Below are 14,759 nucleotides of genomic sequence, written 5' to 3'. Positions count from 1 at the left end.
ACTTCGTGAGTACCCCACTGTCCGCCCCCCTGGAAGTCGGCTTCGACTACACCCGTTCGCTCGGGCCGGTGCTCGGGCGGTTCGTCACCGGCCTGCGTGAGCATCGCATCGAAGGCGTGCGCGGCTCCGACGGCCGGGTGCACGTGCCACCCGTCGAGTACGACCCGGTCACCGCCGAACCGCTCTCCGAGTTCGTCCCGGTAACCGAGGAAGGCACCGTGCTGTCCTGGTCGTGGATCGCGGTCCCCCTGGAAGGGCAGCCGCTGTCGCACCCGTTCGCGTGGGCCCTGATCCGCCTCGACGGGGCCGACACCGCGATGTTGCACGCCGTCGACGTCGGCAGCCCCGACAGGATCCACACCGGCATGCGGGTCCGGGTCCGCTGGACCGACGAACCCGCCGGGCACATCCGGGACATCGCCCATTTCGTGCCCGCCGGCACCCCTGTGCCGGACACCCGGCCGGGCTCCGGGGACGAGCCGGTCGTCGTCATGGTCACGCCGGTACACCTGCACTACCAGCATTCCGCCTCCCCCGAAGAAACCCGGTACCTCCGCGGGCTCGCCGAAGGACGGTTCATCGGCCAGCGCTGCCCCGCCTGCGGCAAGGTCTACCTCCCGCCGCGTGGCGCCTGCCCGACCGACGGGGTGCCCACCGCGGAAGAGGTCGAACTGCCCGACACCGGCATCGTCACCACGTTCTGCATCGTCAACGTGCCATTCCTCGGACAGCGCATCAAGCCGCCCTACGTGGCCGCCTACATCCTGCTCGACGGCGCCGACATCGCCTTCCTGCACCTGGTACTCGGGTGCGAGGCGTCGGAGGTGCGGATGGGCATGCGCGTGCGCGCGGCGTGGAAACCGCGCGAGGAGTGGGGGACCACCCTGGAAAACGTCCACCATTTCGAGCCGACCGGCGAGCCGGACGCGCCCTACGAGTCCTTCGCCCACCATCTGTAGAAGGGGATTTGATGCAAGACGTGGCCGTGGTCGGGTTCGCGCAGGCCCCGAACGTCCGGCGCACGAGCGGTACCACGAACGGCGTGGAGATGCTCGTGCCGATCTTCGCCGAGGTGTTCTCCGCCACCGGGCTGGCCAAGAAGGACATCGGGTTCTGGTGCTCGGGATCCTCGGACTACCTGGCCGGACGGGCGTTTTCGTTCATCTCCGCGATCGACGCGATCGGTGCCTTCCCACCGATCCACGAGTCCCATGTGGAAATGGACGCCGCGTGGGCGGTGTACGAGGCGTGGCTGAAGATCCGGACCGGCGAGGTCGACACCGCGGTGGTGTACGGATTCGGCAAGTCGTCCGCAAGCCAGTTGCGGCGGGTGCTGACGTTGCAGTTGGACCCCTACACAGTGGCTCCACTTTGGCCGGATTCCATCAGCATCGCCGGAATCCAGGCACGGCTGGGACTGGAAGCCGGGCTCTGGACCGAAAAGGACCTCGCCGAGGTGGCCGCGCGCAGCCGCGCCGACGCCGCCCACAACCCGCACGCGCAGGTCTCCGGCACCGTGGCGATCACGGACCTGCTCGACGCGCCCTACCTCGCCGATCCCCTGCGAGCGCACGACATCGCCCCGGTCACCGACGGTGCGGCCGTACTGGTTCTCGCCTCGGCCGAGCGCGCGAAGGATCTCGTCGACCGTCCCGCGGTGATCACCGGAATCGAGCACCGCGTCGACTCTCCCGTGCTCGGCGCCCGCGACCTCACCCGCGCCCCCTCGGCGGAGGCCGCGGCGAAGGCGGCTGGAGTGTCCGCCGAGGTGGAGGTGGCCGAGTTGCATGCGCCGTTCACGCACCAGGAACTGATCCTGCGCACCGCGCTGGGTCTCGGCGACCGCGTGCACGTCAACCCGTCCGGCGGAGTGCTGAGCGGCAACCCGATGTTCGCCGCCGGACTCGCCCGGATCGGCGAGGCGGCGACCCAGATCTTCACCGGAAAGGCACGCAGGGTCCTCGCACACGCGACCAGCGGTCCGGCGCTGCAACAAAACCTCGTCGCCGTCCTGGAGGCCGCATGATCGACGATCGCGAAGTCCCGACCATGCGGGCCGGCCGGGCGCGGGTGTCCCGCATCAGCACACAAGCGTGGGAGGGCTGAATGGCCAAGCAACTCGCCGCGGTGCTCGGCACCGGGCAGACCCATCACCGTGCCAAGCGGACCGACGTGTCCATGCCGGGTCTGCTCCGCGAAGCCATCGACCGGGCGATGGCCGACGCGCGGGTGGAGTGGGCGGACATCGACGCGATCGTGCTCGGCAAGGCGCCCGACTTGTTCGAGGGCGTCATGATGCCCGAACTGTTCCTCACCGACTCGATCGGCGCGACCGGGAAGCCGCTGCTCCGGGTGCACACCGCGGGTTCGGTCGGTGGCTCGACCGCGCTGGTCGCGGCGAGCCTGGTGCAGGCGGGAGTGCACCGGCGCGTGCTGACGGTCGCCTTCGAGAAGCAGTCCGAGTCGAACGCGATGTGGGCGCTGTCGATCATCCCGCCGTTCCAGATGCCGGTGAGCGCCGGGGCGGGCGGCTACTTTGCGCCGCACGTGCGGTCCTACATCCGGCGTTCAGGCGCGCCCGGGCACGTCGGGGCGATGGTCGCGGTCAAGGACCGGCGCAACGGCGCACTCAACCCGTACTCGCACCTGCGGCAAACCGACATAACGCTGGAGTCCGTGCAGGCGTCGCAGATGCTGTGGGACCCGATCCGCTACGACGAGACGTGCCCGTCCTCGGACGGTGCGTGCGCCATGGTGATCGGCGACGAGGCCGCCGGTGACGCGGTGGCCGGCGGTCCGGCGTGGATCCACGCGACCGCCATGCGCACCGAACCGACCACCTTCGCCGGCCGGGACCAGGTCAATCCCCAGGCGGGCAAGGACGCGGCGGCCGCGCTCTGGCGGGAAGCGGGGATCACCAACCCGCTGTCCGAAGTGGACGCCGCGGAGATCTACGTGCCGTTCTCGTGGTTCGAGCCGATGTGGCTGGAGAACCTGGGATTCATGCCGGAAGGCGAGGGCTGGAAGCTGACCGAGGCGGGCGAGACCGCGCTCGGCGGCCGCCTTCCGGTGAACCCCTCGGGCGGAGTGCTCTCCTCCAACCCGATCGGCGCCTCCGGCATGCTCCGGTTCGCCGAGGCGGCCAAGCAGGTGATGGGCCGGGCCGGCGACTACCAGGTCGACGGCGCACGGATCGCGCTCGGCCACGCCTACGGCGGCGGCTCCCAGTACTTCTCCATGTGGGTCGTCGGCTCCGCCAAGCCCGCACGCTAGCCCCGAGAACGCAGAACTCGCACGCCCCGAATGTGGGACACGCGCACCCGGAACGCGGGACTCGCGCGTGTCCCACACTCCCGTCGCGTGAGTCCCACATCGGTGACACGAGAGAGCCCGGCGCCATGGGCTTGGCGCGGGGCTCGGGGTCGGCGGGCGGCGCGGTTATTCGTAGGCGACCTGGTAGTGCTTGATCCCGTTGAGCCAGCCCGAACGCAGGCGCTGCGGCGGAGCGAGCTCGCGGATGCCCGGCATCTCGTCGGCGGCCGCGTTGAAGATCAGGTCGATCTGCAGCCGCGCCAGGTTCGCGCCGATGCAGTAGTGCGAGCCGGTTCCGCCGAAGCCGACGTGAGGGTTCGGATCGCGCAGGACGTTGAACTTCTCCGGCTCGTCGAACACCTCCGGGTCGAAGTTCGCCGAGCTGTAGAACATGCCGACCCGGTCGCCCTTGCGGATGTGCTGCCCGCCCAGTTCGGTGTCCGCCATGGCCGTGCGCTGGAAGGCGACCACCGGGGTGGCCCAGCGGACGATCTCGTCGGGCGCGGTCTTGGGGCGTGACTGCTTGTAGAGCTCCCACTGGTCGGGGTGGTCGAGAAACGCCTTCATCCCATGGCTGATCGAGTTGCGGGTGGTCTCGTTGCCCGCGACCGAGAGCAGGATGACGAAGAAGCCGAACTCGTCCGAACTGAGCGCCTCACCGTCCACGTTCGCGTGCAGCAGCTTGGTGACGATGTCGTCCATCGGGCACTTGCGGCGTTCCTCGGCCATGTTCCACGCATAGCCGACCAGTTCGGCGGAGGCCGCCATCGGCTCGACGTCGTATTCGGGGTCGTCGTAGCCGATCATCTGGTTCGACCACTCGAAGATCCTGCCGCGGTCCTTCTGCGGGATCCCGATCAGCTCCGCGATCGCCTGCAGGGGCAACTCGCACGCGACGTCCGCGACGAAGTCGCCCGAGCCCTTCCGCTTCGCCCCATGCACGATGTGCGCCGCGCGTTCCCGCAGCGCGTCTTCCAGCTTGTTGATCGCGCGCGGGGTGAACCCCTTGGACACGATACAGCGCAGTTTGGTGTGTTGCGGGGCATCCATGTTGAGGAGCACGAGCCGGTTGGCGTCCAAGCTCTCGTCGGTGAGGTTCTCGTCGAACCGGATGATCGCGAGCTTTTCCCGTGAGGAGAACAGCTCGCTGTCCCGCGAGACCGTCTTGACGTCTTCGAGCCGGGTCACCACCCAGAACCCCTCGTCGCGGAATCCCGCCTTGTTGTAGGGCTGGGCGTTCCACCAGACCGGCGCGGTCCGGCGCAGCTCTGCCCACTCCTGGAAGGGCAGCCGGTTCGCATACAGATCCGGGTCGGTGAAATCGAAGCCGGCAGGGATCATCGGCGTTGTCACGGCTACCTCCCGAAGGTGTCACATCGTCGTGGAACACGTTCTATAAGAGATTGAAGCATACGGTGTTAACTAAATGAAGAGCCTGAGTGATACGTGTTCACTTCTCCCGAAGTGGTCTTGAAACCCCAGGTAGAATCATCGAGTTCGAGCAGTAGCCCAAATGGCGGTTGACACGCGTCACGCTTGCCTAATATTGAAACTCGTTCTACTTTTGAGCCCAGCTGACGAACTGGACGAAGGAGACGCAGGTGGGCGACCCCGTCATCGTCGAAGCCGTGCGGACCCCGATCGGGAAGCGACGTGGCTGGCTGTCCGGCCTGCACGCGGCGGAACTGCTGGGCGCGGCGCAACAGGCGCTGGTCGAACGCGCCGGGCTGGACCCCTCGCTCGTCGAGCAGGTGATCGGCGGCTGCGTCACCCAGGCCGGGGAGCAGGCCGGCAACATCACCCGCACCGCCTGGCTGCACGCGGGGCTCCCCCAGGACACCGGGGCGACCACGATCGACGCGCAGTGCGGCTCGGCACAGCAGGCGACTCACCTGATCGCCGGGCTGATCGCGACGGGCGCGATCGAAATCGGCATCTCGTGCGGTGTGGAGGCCATGAGCCGCGTGCCGCTCGGCGCGAACCGAGGAGTCGACGCCGGGCACCGCAGGCCCGAGTCCTGGTCGATCGACATGCCCGACCAGTACAGCGCGGCGGAACGGATCGCGGTGCGTCGCGGACTGACCCGGGAGGACATCGACCGGTTCGGGCTGGTGTCCCAGACCAAGGCCGCGACGGCCTGGGCACAAGGCCGCTTCGACCGCGAGATCGTCCCGGTGAAGGCCCCGGTGCTCGACGAGCAGGGCGCACCGACCGGGGAAACCCGGCTGGTCGGCCGCGATCAGGGCCTGCGGGAGACGACGCTGGAGGGCCTGGCGAAGCTCAAGCCGGTGCTCGACGGCGGGGTGCACACAGCGGGCACGTCGTCACAGATCTCCGACGGCGCTTCGGCCGTGCTCGTGATGGACGCGGGGTTGGTGCGGCGGCTCGGTCTGCGGCCCCGGGCACGGATCCGGGCGCAGGCTCTCGTCGGCGCGGAGCCGTACTACCACCTCGACGGCCCGATTCAGGCCACCGAGCGGGTGCTCCGGCGGTCCGGGATGAAGATCGGCGACCTCGACCTGTTCGAGGTGAACGAAGCGTTCGCCTCCGTTGTGCTGTCCTGGCAACAGGTTCACCAGCCCGAGCGGGCCAAGGTCAACGTCAACGGCGGCGCCATCGCCCTCGGCCACCCAGTCGGCGGCACCGGAACGAGACTGCTCACCACCGCCCTTCACGAACTCGAACGCCGGGACGTCGCGACCGCCCTCGTCACGATGTGCGCGGGCGGCGCCCTTTCCACCGCCACGATCCTGGAACGCGTCTGACCGTTCACGAACCCGCACCGCCTTCTGGGGGTGCGATCGCCGGACCTGGGGGCAAGTCCTGGGGGCAAGCCGTCACGGCGAAGCGTCGCCAGCACATGCGACTTCCCGGCGGTGAAACGCTTCCGCACGACCACGGCGAGCGGGGGAGCGTCCTTCTCGAACTGCTGCAACTTGGTCATACCTACAGTGTGGCAGCGACCACTGACAGTTTCGGGAGCGAGCGCTAGGCCGACTTGGCGGCGTCGTAGCGGGCGCGCGCGGCCATCACCTGGGGGACCTGTGACTCGACGAACTCGATCAGACCGAGCAGCCTCTCCGCCACGTCGCGGCCGGCCGGGGTCAGGCTGTACTCGACCTTGGGCGGGATGGTCGGCTCGGCCTCGCGGCGCACGAACCCGTCACGTTCCAGGGTTTGCAGGGTTTGCGCCAGCATCTTCTCGCTGACACCGTCCACCTTGCGGCGCAACGCGTTGAACCGGAACGGGCCCTCGGCCAGTGCCGCGAGCGCGAGCGAGCCCCAGCGGCCGGTGACGTGTTCGAGCACACCACGGGAAGCACAGGCACGGGCGAACACGTCGGCCACCAACTGGTCGTGCTCGACGTCGGTCACCGACGGCATGGTCTCGGAGGCCCGGCTGGTCATGGGTCCACAGTACGTGGCCGGACCGCCCACGCGAGAAAAACTGTGACACCACTTACCATGGGTTGGCACTTTCAGAAAGTTAGTACAGTCTTCAAGTACCAACACTGATCAGGAAGAGAGCAGCACATGATCGTCGTCACCGGTGCCTCAGGACATCTCGGCCGCCTCGTCGTGCAGGGCCTGCTGGAGAAGGTGCCCGCCGGGCAGATCGTCGCCGCCGTCCGCTCGCCGGAGAAGGCCGCCGACCTCGCCGAGCGCGGGGTCACCGTGCGCGAGGCCGACTACAACGAGCCGGAAACGCTGACGTCCGCCCTCGACGGGGCCGACAAGGTCCTGCTCGTTTCGGGCACGGAATTCGGCAAGCGGGTGCGGCAGCACCAGGCCGTGGTCGAAGCCGCGCAGAAGGCGGGCGTCGGCCACCTCGTCTACACCAGCGCGCCGAAGGCCGACACCAGCAAGCTGATCCTCGCGCCCGAGCACAAGGCGACCGAAGAGATCATCCGTTTTTCCGGTTTGACGTACACCTTGCTGCGCAACGGCTGGTACAACGAGAACTACCAGCCGACCATCGAGCAGGCCGTGCGGATGGGCGGCTTCATCGGCAGCGCGGGCGACGGCCGGGTCTCCAGCGCCGCGCGCGCCGACTACGCGGCGGCAGCGGTGACGGTACTCACAGGCGAGGGTCACGAGAACAAGATCTACGAGCTGTCCGGTGACGTTGCCTGGACCTACGCGGATTTCGCCGCCGAGATCGGCAAGGTGGCCGGCAAGGAGATCGCCTACACCGACCTGTCCCCGGAGCAGCACAAGGCCACGCTCACCGAAGCCGGCCTGCCGGAAGAAACCGTGAATTTCGTGGTAGCACTGGACGCGAACATCAAGGAAGGCGAACTGGCGGGTACCTCCGACGAACTGCACGCGCTCATAGGGCGCGCGACGACGCCGATCGCCACCACCATCGCCGAGATCGTCACGGAAATCTGAGCCACTCGCGCTAGATTTTCCGCTGTGATCTCCGAGGGCAGCTGCCAGGTCGAGAACGGCGAGGTCTACGTCCAGCGCGGCGGAGACGGGCCACCGCTGTTGCTGATCGCGGGCGGGACCGGCTCGGCCGAGGCGTACCGGGCACTGTCGGCCGGCCTGTCCGGCGAGTACACGGTGCTCACCTACGACCGGCGGGGACACTTCCGCAGCAAGGATCGTTCGGAGGGCTCGATCACCGTGGCGCGGCACGCCGACGACGCCCGCGCGGTGATCGAGCACTTCGGCTACGGCAAGGCCCTGGTGTTCGGCAGCAGCGCGGGCGCGCAGATCGGTCTGGCGCTGGCCACCCGGCATCCGGAGGTGGTGGACGGCCTGGCCGCCCATGAGCCGCCCGCGGTCCGGCTGCTGCCGGACGCCGACGCATGGCTGGAGTTGGCCGCCGAGCAAGTGGCGCTGACCGGGCAGGGTGAGGTTTTCGAAGCGGTCAAGGGCTTCATCGGCTCGATCGCCGGCGCGGGGCTCCCCGGGCTGAAGACCGTCCGCCTGCCACACGAGAGCGAATGGCGCCGGTTGTTCCTCCGGGAGCTCACCGAGATCTACGAGTATCTGCCGGATGTCGAGGCGCTGCGGGGCGGCGGGGTGCCCATCGTGCTCGCCGCGGGCACGGGCAGCCGTGGTTACTACCACTACCGCCCGGCACGAACGCTCGCCCTCGAACTCGGCCTGCCGTTCGTGGAAATGCCCGGCGCCCATTTGGCACCCCAGCGCAACGCGGCCGAGTTCGCCGCCGCTCTGGGCGAGATCCTCACCGACCTCCTGGTCTGACCACGGGGCTACAGGTCACGAAGGACGCGGCACGGGTTTCCGGCCGCCAACACCCGAGCAGGCAGGTCTTTCGTGACGACACTGCCCGCGCCGACCACGGTGTCGTCTCCCACCCTCACCCCGGGACAACCACGCCGCCGCCGAACCACACGCTGTTCCCGATGGCGATGGGCGCGGCGCTCTCCCACCGTTGCCGCCGAAGTTCGTGGTCCGCCAGCGGGTGCAGCGCGGTGAGCAACCGCGCACGCGGACCGATGGACACGTCATCCGCTACACCTTGCTAGTGGTTACGGCCGGCGAGCCGCGACTGTAGGTCGGCCCCGCCAGGTGCGAGCAACACCATGACGGGGCCTCGACGGGAGGAAGCCCGCCGTGGCAACGAATTCTCGCATTTCCCTCGCCCTCGCCCGCGTCCAACGCGGCGCGCTGACCGACCTGACCGCGACGCCCTGGCCGCTCTGCTCGCGACCGCCGCCCGCGCCGTCGACTCCGGCGGGACCCTGCCCTCGTGCGTGCATGCCGCCGCCGAGCACGCCTTGGCCACGCTCGGGGGTGCCCGATGATCACCGCCTTGATTCTCGCCGGGCTCGTCCTGGTCGCCCTTGGCGTCGCAGCCGGGGTGTTCATCGCTGACGCGCTGCGCCGTCGCGCGTGCCGGAAAGCGGTGGCGCGATGACGGAGCAGATCACCAACGACACCCTGGTGTGGGTCCGGCGTCAGTGGAACCACCGGCAGCGCGCCGCGTGCCGTGGGTGATCTATCGGGCTTTCATTGGTCGGATATCTCCGGAGGCGTTCAGGTCCGTGCGAACAGGCCGTATGCCCACGCGTACGCGATGTGCGACGCCGCTGTCGAGGGGAGGTGGCGCACTCCTGTCGGATCTGCCACCGCTGTCGGGGTACCGGGGCGCGCGTTCGCGTCGGCCGGCGCCTGCTCGATCGGGCCGTCGACTGGCGAGACTCGTGGCGGTGATGGCGGCATTCCGAATGCCTGCGTGATCAGGGACGAGGCCCAGGCAAGGAGACGCGGGCCTCTTCCTCTGTGATCGTGCGCAGTTCGCCGTCACGGTCAATGCGCCAGTACTGACCGGCGCGGAAGAACTGCACTTCCAAAGACAGGTCGTCGAGTGCGCGCCCCACCTTGGCACCGTCGGCGTTCGCCCCCAGGTGCTCGGCGAGCTTGTTGGAGAAGTAGAACGCAAGGTCAACGTCGAGTGACTGCTGGAGCCGGGACGGACCGCTGGTTGGCGGCAACATCCCCAGCGGCAGAAGGACCTCGTCTTCGGCCCAGGTGAGCCGAGCGATCGCCCTGTAGGCCGGCAGCGGCGTCAGGTTGTTGTAGATGACCTCGTACCGCGCGTTGCCTTTGCCCTGAAGCCAGACTGCAATGCGCGACGCCTCCGCTCGTCGGGTTTCGTGCTCGGCCCGGCGCCAGTCTGTACGGGCAATCCACAGCGCGACCAGGGCGGCAAGGGCCGATCCGATCCCGCCGACCCATTGCCCAGCGGCGGCCCACCAGTCGAGACTCTCCGCCCAAAGCCAACCCCAAAGGACCAGCATCAACAGGACCGCGCTGATCACGATGGTCGTTGTCCGGGTTGGGTGTCTCATCGGTAAGCCGAACAGGAGTCGTGGCCACTTCCAGGTCCAGGGGCGAGCCCAAACACTCTTCGATCCTGTGCGCATGGCCGGTAGTCGTCCGAATGCGTTCCGATGTTTCGGGCTGAGAAGATGAGTCGGGCAGGCTCGGCGAGACAAGGGGGCACGTGGACGCAGAGATCATCGTCGTGATCGCCGCCGCAATCATCGCGGCCGGAGCCGCCGGGGTTGCGATCTGGCAGGCCCGCGAGGCGGCCAAATCACGCGCCGCTGCCGAGCGCCAGGCGAGAGCGGCCGTGGAGTCGGTAACCGAGATGCGCAAGCAGATCGAGGCCCTGGAGCACGAGCGCGCCGCCCGAGACGAGCAGGAGGGACCACGGTTCACGATTGGGCAGACCCGGGGCAGCGGAATCCGCCACTACTTCGAGGTGACCATGATCGAGGGACCGGAGGTCGATGTCACGGTGGCGGAGGTGCTCGGCAGCAACGCCCTGACCTCCAGGTCTACGCCCCGGATGACGATGCCGGACCCCGCCGCATGGTTCAAGGAACGGAAACCGAGTTCGTCGTAGAGTTCCCGCAGAGCGACGACACGGTTCACGTCGAGGTCCGACTCACCTGAACTGAGGTCGGCGGGCGCGAACGGCAGTGGGATCGCTGGAAGGCCGTGGAATTCACGGGTCCGCCCAGGGTGTACTTCGCCGAGGACGGCAAGGCGGGGCAGCCACAGCCCGCCCGCTCGCACACCATCTGCTTGACCACTGCAAGCCCTGCGCTCTCGGGCGCACCGTCGGGCTTCGCGAACTCGAGGTCGACGAGGAGCGCGTTCGCATCGATCAGGCGTTGTGCCGGGGATTCGTAGTCGGCGTGAAAGCGCAAGTTGCCGAAGCTGTGGACAACCCGGCTCATGTGGATACCTTCGCCGTAGTCGGTTGCGGTGGCGTGCGATGCGGCCCACAACGGCGTGGGGAAGCGTCTCAGCCGATGGGGTCGTTCCGGCAACGGAGGTTCGTGGAGTTCACGATCGCCGTATTGGCCGCTCAGATCATCGTAGAGCGTCGCGGGCCTCTTTCCGCCCTTTCCTGGTCCTTCATGGCCAATTACCTTGTTCCATCGAAGTTAGCGCCCGCGTCTCTCGCCGTGAATCATTGCAAGATTCGCCTGCAAAAAAGGAAAGCAGGAGATTTGGAAATTAGAATCTTTATGTGCACCAGTCCTTTTTCGCGCACATGGGCCCTTCGCGGAGAGAAGAAGCAGGGTATTCACTGGTCAGACCCCGGAGATCACGCCGACAGGCTTGCAGTTCGTCCCGCACCGGGGCTTCCGTGGGATCCCCCGCCGTGAGCCCAAACACCCGGCGCCTATATCTGAGGGGCGGACGCCTCGTGTATCTTGCCATTTCGTCACCTTGGCCGGTCCCGACCGCTTGGCGAATTCCGCCGAGGCCCTTGGCTCAGGCTGAGGGTTCACGGGTTGCGCGAGCAGCCCACACGACCCAAAGGGGTGACATGAGGAGGAAGCGGAACGAGCGCAGGACCTGTGCGCGTTGCCGTCGGCTCAGCAGGATAGGGGCGGTGGTGGCCACCACCGCCCCCCTCCTGGTCCTGCTGGCCTTTACCCACGAGGTTGCGCGCCTCGTGAACTAACGGCCCAAAAGGGCCAGCGTTGCCGCGGGGTCGGTCTTCGGGACCGGCCCCGCTCTTCACACCTGGGTGTGTACCCGGCAATGCATAGGTACATGTCCAAGCGAATTGCAGTATCGCACGGGTGCGGTAGGGCACGACCCACTGCACTGGGGTGCGCTCTACTGCACTCAAGTGCTATTGAGACGCTGCCGAGCCCATCTTCGCGCCGCCGCCGTCAGCGCGGCACGGTGCGGCAAGGGGTGGCGGCGTTCCAGGAATTCCCAGATGCCCCAGATCGCCACGGCGAACGCCGTCCGCGCCGTCTCGGAGGTCTCCTGCCACACCGGCACGGTCTCCGCCCAGCCTTCGGCCTCGGCGGGAATGTGCCCGGCGGCGACGAGCCGGGCGACGAGGAACGCCAGGTCCACGGCGGGCGCGCCTTTGCGGGACCAGGCCCAGTCCACGACCAGCGCCTGCTCCGTCGACGAGGATGTTGAGCGGGTGCAGGTCGGTGTGCCCAAGGCTCTTGCCGTCGGCCAGCTCGATCGCGCGGGATTCCCACTCCACCAACGCGTCCAGGTGGTCCCGCGCCCACCCGTCCAGGTCGTCCGGGGTGTCTTTCGCCAGCCTCCGCCACGCGGCCAGCCGCGCCCACTGCTCGGCCAGCCCCTGAGCGCTCGCCGGGCAGTGCGCCAGCTCGCACGCCAGCACGGTCACCATGTCGGCGACCAGGGGCAGGTCCGGGGAGCCGGGCACCAGGTCGGCATAGCGCCCGGCCACGTGGTCAAAGCCGAGCAGCAATCAGCCGTCGGCCTCGGTGCGCCAGCACAGGTGGGGCGCGATCGCCGAGGGCAGCCACCGGTTGATGTTCGCCTCGTGACGGTGCATCGTGCCGCGCTTGCCCTCGGCGTCGGCGATGCCCTTGCAGAACACCTTGCCCTCGCGCAGGTGCAGGGTCGCGGAGAAGTCGGAGTTCCGCCCGGCCGAGGGGATCTCGACACGGAGGACTGGTCCGGTTTCACGCTCGATCGCGGCGCAGACGGAGACAGGGAGGTCTTCCCAGGTGCTGCGGGCCATCGGGTTCCCACCGGTTTCAACCTGCCCGCACTGGCTCCGTTCGTGCGACTGGGCGAACGCATCGAGGCCACAACCACCATCAGCACCGACGACCGGACATGGCTGCTGGAGCGCCTGGCCGAACTGCGCGAGCGCTACACCGCGTTGCCGCCCGGCCTGCCCAGGGGTGTGGTGCACGGCGACGCCTGGCGCGGCAACATCGCCCGCACCGGCGACGGGCGAACCATCCTGCTGGACCTGGAAAGCTGCGCCCTCGGACCACCCGAGTGGGACCTCACCTCCACAGCCGTCTCCCGCGTCACCACCGGCTGGCTGGACGCCGGGGAATGGGCGGACTACAGCGCCGCGTACGACCTGGACGTCACCACCTGGACAGGCTTCGACGTGCTCCGCGACATCCGCGAGCTACGCATGACCTCGATGGCCTGCCAGGTCGCCGCCACTGACCCCGAACGCTACGGCCAGCAGGCCGCACACCGTCTTGCCTGTTTGCGCGGACGACGCGGGTCACGGCCATGGCCGGGCTGGGAGGCGGTGCCGTAAGCCGCGAAAGTTGAAGAACGAGGACGGGCTGACCACAAAGGCCCGCGCTCCCGTCTCACCGGGAGCGCGGGCCCTTGTGTGGGGTTGGCTATGCGGCCTGCTCGCTGGACACCTCGGCGAAAGCGCGTTCAAAACCCACGCCGGGTAGGTGTTCACCGTGCCGAACGCTGGATGTTGCGTCTTGCCAAGTTCCTCACCGTGCTGCCGCAACCAACGGCGGGCAAGAGCAGGGTTCCCATCCGTAACACGGCGCTCACATTGCGCGACTCAGAGGCGGCAGAGTCGATGCGAGAGGTCAGAAGTCAATGCCCATACCGCCTCTGGACGGAACGACGGGGCTATTGCCCCCAGGTTGACACCATTGCACTGTCGACGAGTTTCAAGCCGCGTTCGTTGAAGAAATACAGTTCGATGTCAACCGGAGGAAGGAGCTTTGGTCGCACTGGGATCGAGCGAAGAAGATCCTGGCGCAACTTGTACCCGTGTATGCGGCGTGGATCAGCGGAAGTTTCGTCACGAGCGCTCCTGAACCTGACGACATGGATGTCACCTTCGTCATCGATGGCCGGGTAGCGGAGTTCTTGGCCTCGACGCAGCCCAACCGTGTTCCTTTGCTTGCCGCGTTTTCCCAGGGAGCGAGGTTCCATCGACCTGCGGGACGTCGGCTTGATACCTACCTGATCGAGGGGCGACCGATCCTCAATCCTGGAACAGCGCTGACCGATGAGGAGGTCGTGTATTACCGGGCGCGAGGATACTGGGACGACTTCTGGCAGCGTTGTCGATCGGGAGCGAAGTCTGACCCCATCACCGTCGCCGACGCCTTGCCTCGTCGTGGCTACCTGGAGGTGAAGCCCAGCCCGGATCCACCGATCGGATTGGCTTGATCATTTCCTGAAGGTTTGTTGATCTTCGGTGGAGCAAGACGGTTTGTGGACGTGCGCTACCTACCAGCCTCCGTGTCGGCTTGTCCACGTGGTGTCTCCGGTCGGGGCCTGTGAGCAGGCGGTGGGCAGGTCAGGCCGTGTGGTGCCCAGGTGGTTGGCAGACTGCGGTATGCAGGGTCTGCACTGTTGGCTCCGATCTCGATCAAGTAACCATAGTCACATTGGAATCGCGGCATGGCCCACGATCCCTCACCAAGCGCGCCGGGCAGCTTGCGTGGCACCGGATCCCGTCCGCCGGCAGGACAGCTGTTGAACTCGTCGCACAACGTCTGCGCGCGACCGCGTTCCGCCACCAGCTGTGAGCTTGTTGTTTAAGGTGGTTGTTTCGTTGTGGTCGTGGTCGTTGTGTCCGTTTTGGTGGTTTTTCCGACGTGGCATACGGCGGCGCGGGTTGTGTTTGGTGATCCGGGTGGGCGGCCTGGGCCTGGCCGTGAGGGTTT

The 14,759-nt window shown here is 67.6% G+C and carries 14 protein-coding genes and 2 pseudogenes; 9 read left to right on the top strand and 7 right to left on the bottom strand.

The genetic code is table 11. From position 1 onward, the window contains the following. Window positions 1-5: 5 nt before the first annotated feature. The 3 genes from VJT49_RS21065 (at window position 6) to VJT49_RS21055 (ending at window position 3,273) form a co-directional block, all read left to right on the top strand. Window positions 6-959, top strand: coding sequence for a Zn-ribbon domain-containing OB-fold protein (locus VJT49_RS21065; protein ID WP_324166593.1), 954 nt, complete (start codon window positions 6-8; stop codon window positions 957-959). An 11-nt stretch (window positions 960-970) separates the two neighbouring features. Continuing rightward, window positions 971-2,026 carry a thiolase domain-containing protein gene (locus VJT49_RS21060; protein ID WP_324166592.1) on the top strand — a complete coding sequence of 352 codons (1,056 nt, stop codon included), beginning with the start codon at window positions 971-973 and terminating at the stop codon, window positions 2,024-2,026. Window positions 2,027-2,106: 80 nt separating this feature from the next. After that, the gene (locus VJT49_RS21055; RefSeq protein WP_324166591.1) at window positions 2,107-3,273 is read left to right on the top strand and encodes a thiolase domain-containing protein; all 1,167 of its coding nucleotides are present in this window, start codon (window positions 2,107-2,109) and stop codon (window positions 3,271-3,273) included. A gap of 165 nt (window positions 3,274-3,438) precedes the next feature. Here the strand turns inward: VJT49_RS21055 and VJT49_RS21050 are convergent, their stop codons facing one another. Then, entirely contained in the window at window positions 3,439-4,665 is a 1,227-nt protein-coding gene (locus VJT49_RS21050) for a cytochrome P450 (protein WP_324166590.1), read from the bottom strand. Window positions 4,666-4,913: 248 nt separating this feature from the next. Here VJT49_RS21050 and VJT49_RS21045 point away from each other — a divergent pair, with 248 nt between their 5' ends. After that, on the top strand, window positions 4,914-6,077 hold the full coding sequence (locus VJT49_RS21045) for a steroid 3-ketoacyl-CoA thiolase (RefSeq protein WP_324166589.1): 1,164 nt from the start codon (window positions 4,914-4,916) through the stop codon (window positions 6,075-6,077). A gap of 223 nt (window positions 6,078-6,300) precedes the next feature. Here VJT49_RS21045 and VJT49_RS21040 read toward each other — a convergent pair whose 3' ends face one another. Continuing rightward, window positions 6,301-6,720: a helix-turn-helix domain-containing protein gene (locus tag VJT49_RS21040; protein ID WP_324166588.1), complete on the bottom strand. Its 420-nt coding sequence runs from the start codon at window positions 6,718-6,720 to the stop codon at window positions 6,301-6,303. A 126-nt stretch (window positions 6,721-6,846) separates the two neighbouring features. Here VJT49_RS21040 and VJT49_RS21035 point away from each other — a divergent pair, with 126 nt between their 5' ends. After that, a complete protein-coding gene (locus VJT49_RS21035; protein ID WP_324166587.1) occupies window positions 6,847-7,704 on the top strand; it encodes an SDR family oxidoreductase in 858 nt (285 codons plus the stop codon). 24 nt (window positions 7,705-7,728) lie between these two features. Continuing rightward, on the top strand, window positions 7,729-8,529 hold the full coding sequence (locus VJT49_RS21030; protein WP_324166586.1) for an alpha/beta hydrolase: 801 nt from the start codon (window positions 7,729-7,731) through the stop codon (window positions 8,527-8,529). An 8-nt stretch (window positions 8,530-8,537) separates the two neighbouring features. Here the strand turns inward: VJT49_RS21030 and VJT49_RS21025 are convergent. Together VJT49_RS21025 and VJT49_RS21020 are read right to left on the bottom strand one after the other, a co-directional pair. Beyond that, window positions 8,538-8,803, bottom strand: a pseudogene (locus tag VJT49_RS21025) (DapH/DapD/GlmU-related protein); the annotation flags it as partial. Window positions 8,804-9,527: 724 nt separating this feature from the next. Further along, window positions 9,528-10,109, bottom strand: coding sequence for a hypothetical protein (locus VJT49_RS21020; RefSeq protein ID WP_324166585.1), 582 nt, complete (start codon window positions 10,107-10,109; stop codon window positions 9,528-9,530). 185 nt (window positions 10,110-10,294) lie between these two features. Between VJT49_RS21020 and VJT49_RS21015 the strand changes: the two genes are divergently transcribed. After that, window positions 10,295-10,699 (top strand): hypothetical protein, encoded by a 405-nt coding sequence (locus VJT49_RS21015; RefSeq protein WP_324166584.1) that lies wholly within the window; start codon window positions 10,295-10,297, stop codon window positions 10,697-10,699. Between the two features lie 25 nt (window positions 10,700-10,724). Here the strand turns inward: VJT49_RS21015 and VJT49_RS21010 are convergent, their stop codons facing one another. The 3 genes from VJT49_RS21010 to VJT49_RS21000 all read right to left on the bottom strand — a co-directional run bounded on the left by VJT49_RS21010 (window position 10,725) and on the right by VJT49_RS21000 (window position 12,829). Then, window positions 10,725-11,036 carry a hypothetical protein gene (locus VJT49_RS21010; RefSeq protein WP_324166583.1) on the bottom strand — a complete coding sequence of 104 codons (312 nt, stop codon included), beginning with the start codon at window positions 11,034-11,036 and terminating at the stop codon, window positions 10,725-10,727. A gap of 911 nt (window positions 11,037-11,947) precedes the next feature. Continuing rightward, a complete protein-coding gene (locus VJT49_RS21005) occupies window positions 11,948-12,532 on the bottom strand; it encodes a hypothetical protein (RefSeq protein WP_324166582.1) in 585 nt (194 codons plus the stop codon). Window positions 12,533-12,553: 21 nt separating this feature from the next. Continuing rightward, a complete protein-coding gene (locus VJT49_RS21000) occupies window positions 12,554-12,829 on the bottom strand; it encodes a hypothetical protein (RefSeq protein ID WP_324166581.1) in 276 nt (91 codons plus the stop codon). Window positions 12,830-12,871: 42 nt separating this feature from the next. Between VJT49_RS21000 and VJT49_RS20995 the strand changes: the two genes are divergently transcribed. Both VJT49_RS20995 and VJT49_RS20990 read left to right on the top strand, forming a co-directional pair. After that, window positions 12,872-13,372, top strand: a complete 501-nt coding sequence (locus VJT49_RS20995; RefSeq protein WP_324166580.1) for a phosphotransferase family protein — start codon at window positions 12,872-12,874, stop codon at window positions 13,370-13,372. 368 nt (window positions 13,373-13,740) lie between these two features. Then, window positions 13,741-14,259: pseudogene (locus VJT49_RS20990) on the top strand (DUF6932 family protein); the annotation flags it as partial. Between the last annotated feature and the right edge of the window lie 500 nt (window positions 14,260-14,759).

The organism is Amycolatopsis sp., assembly GCF_035276945.1.
Lineage (GTDB): Bacteria > Actinomycetota > Actinomycetes > Mycobacteriales > Pseudonocardiaceae > Amycolatopsis_E.
This window is presented reverse-complemented; position numbering and strand designations above follow the sequence as displayed.

Coding starts and splice junctions, on each gene's coding strand:
- VJT49_RS21040 (WP_324166588.1), bottom strand. CDS start 6,720: ATGACCAGCCGGGCCTCCGAGACCATGCCGTCGGTGACCGACGTCGAG.
- VJT49_RS21035 (WP_324166587.1), top strand. CDS start 6,847: ATGATCGTCGTCACCGGTGCCTCAGGACATCTCGGCCGCCTCGTCGTG.
- VJT49_RS21055 (WP_324166591.1), top strand. CDS start 2,107: ATGGCCAAGCAACTCGCCGCGGTGCTCGGCACCGGGCAGACCCATCAC.
- VJT49_RS21010 (WP_324166583.1), bottom strand. CDS start 11,036: ATGAGCCGGGTTGTCCACAGCTTCGGCAACTTGCGCTTTCACGCCGAC.
- VJT49_RS21000 (WP_324166581.1), bottom strand. CDS start 12,829: ATGGCCCGCAGCACCTGGGAAGACCTCCCTGTCTCCGTCTGCGCCGCG.
- VJT49_RS21060 (WP_324166592.1), top strand. CDS start 971: ATGCAAGACGTGGCCGTGGTCGGGTTCGCGCAGGCCCCGAACGTCCGG.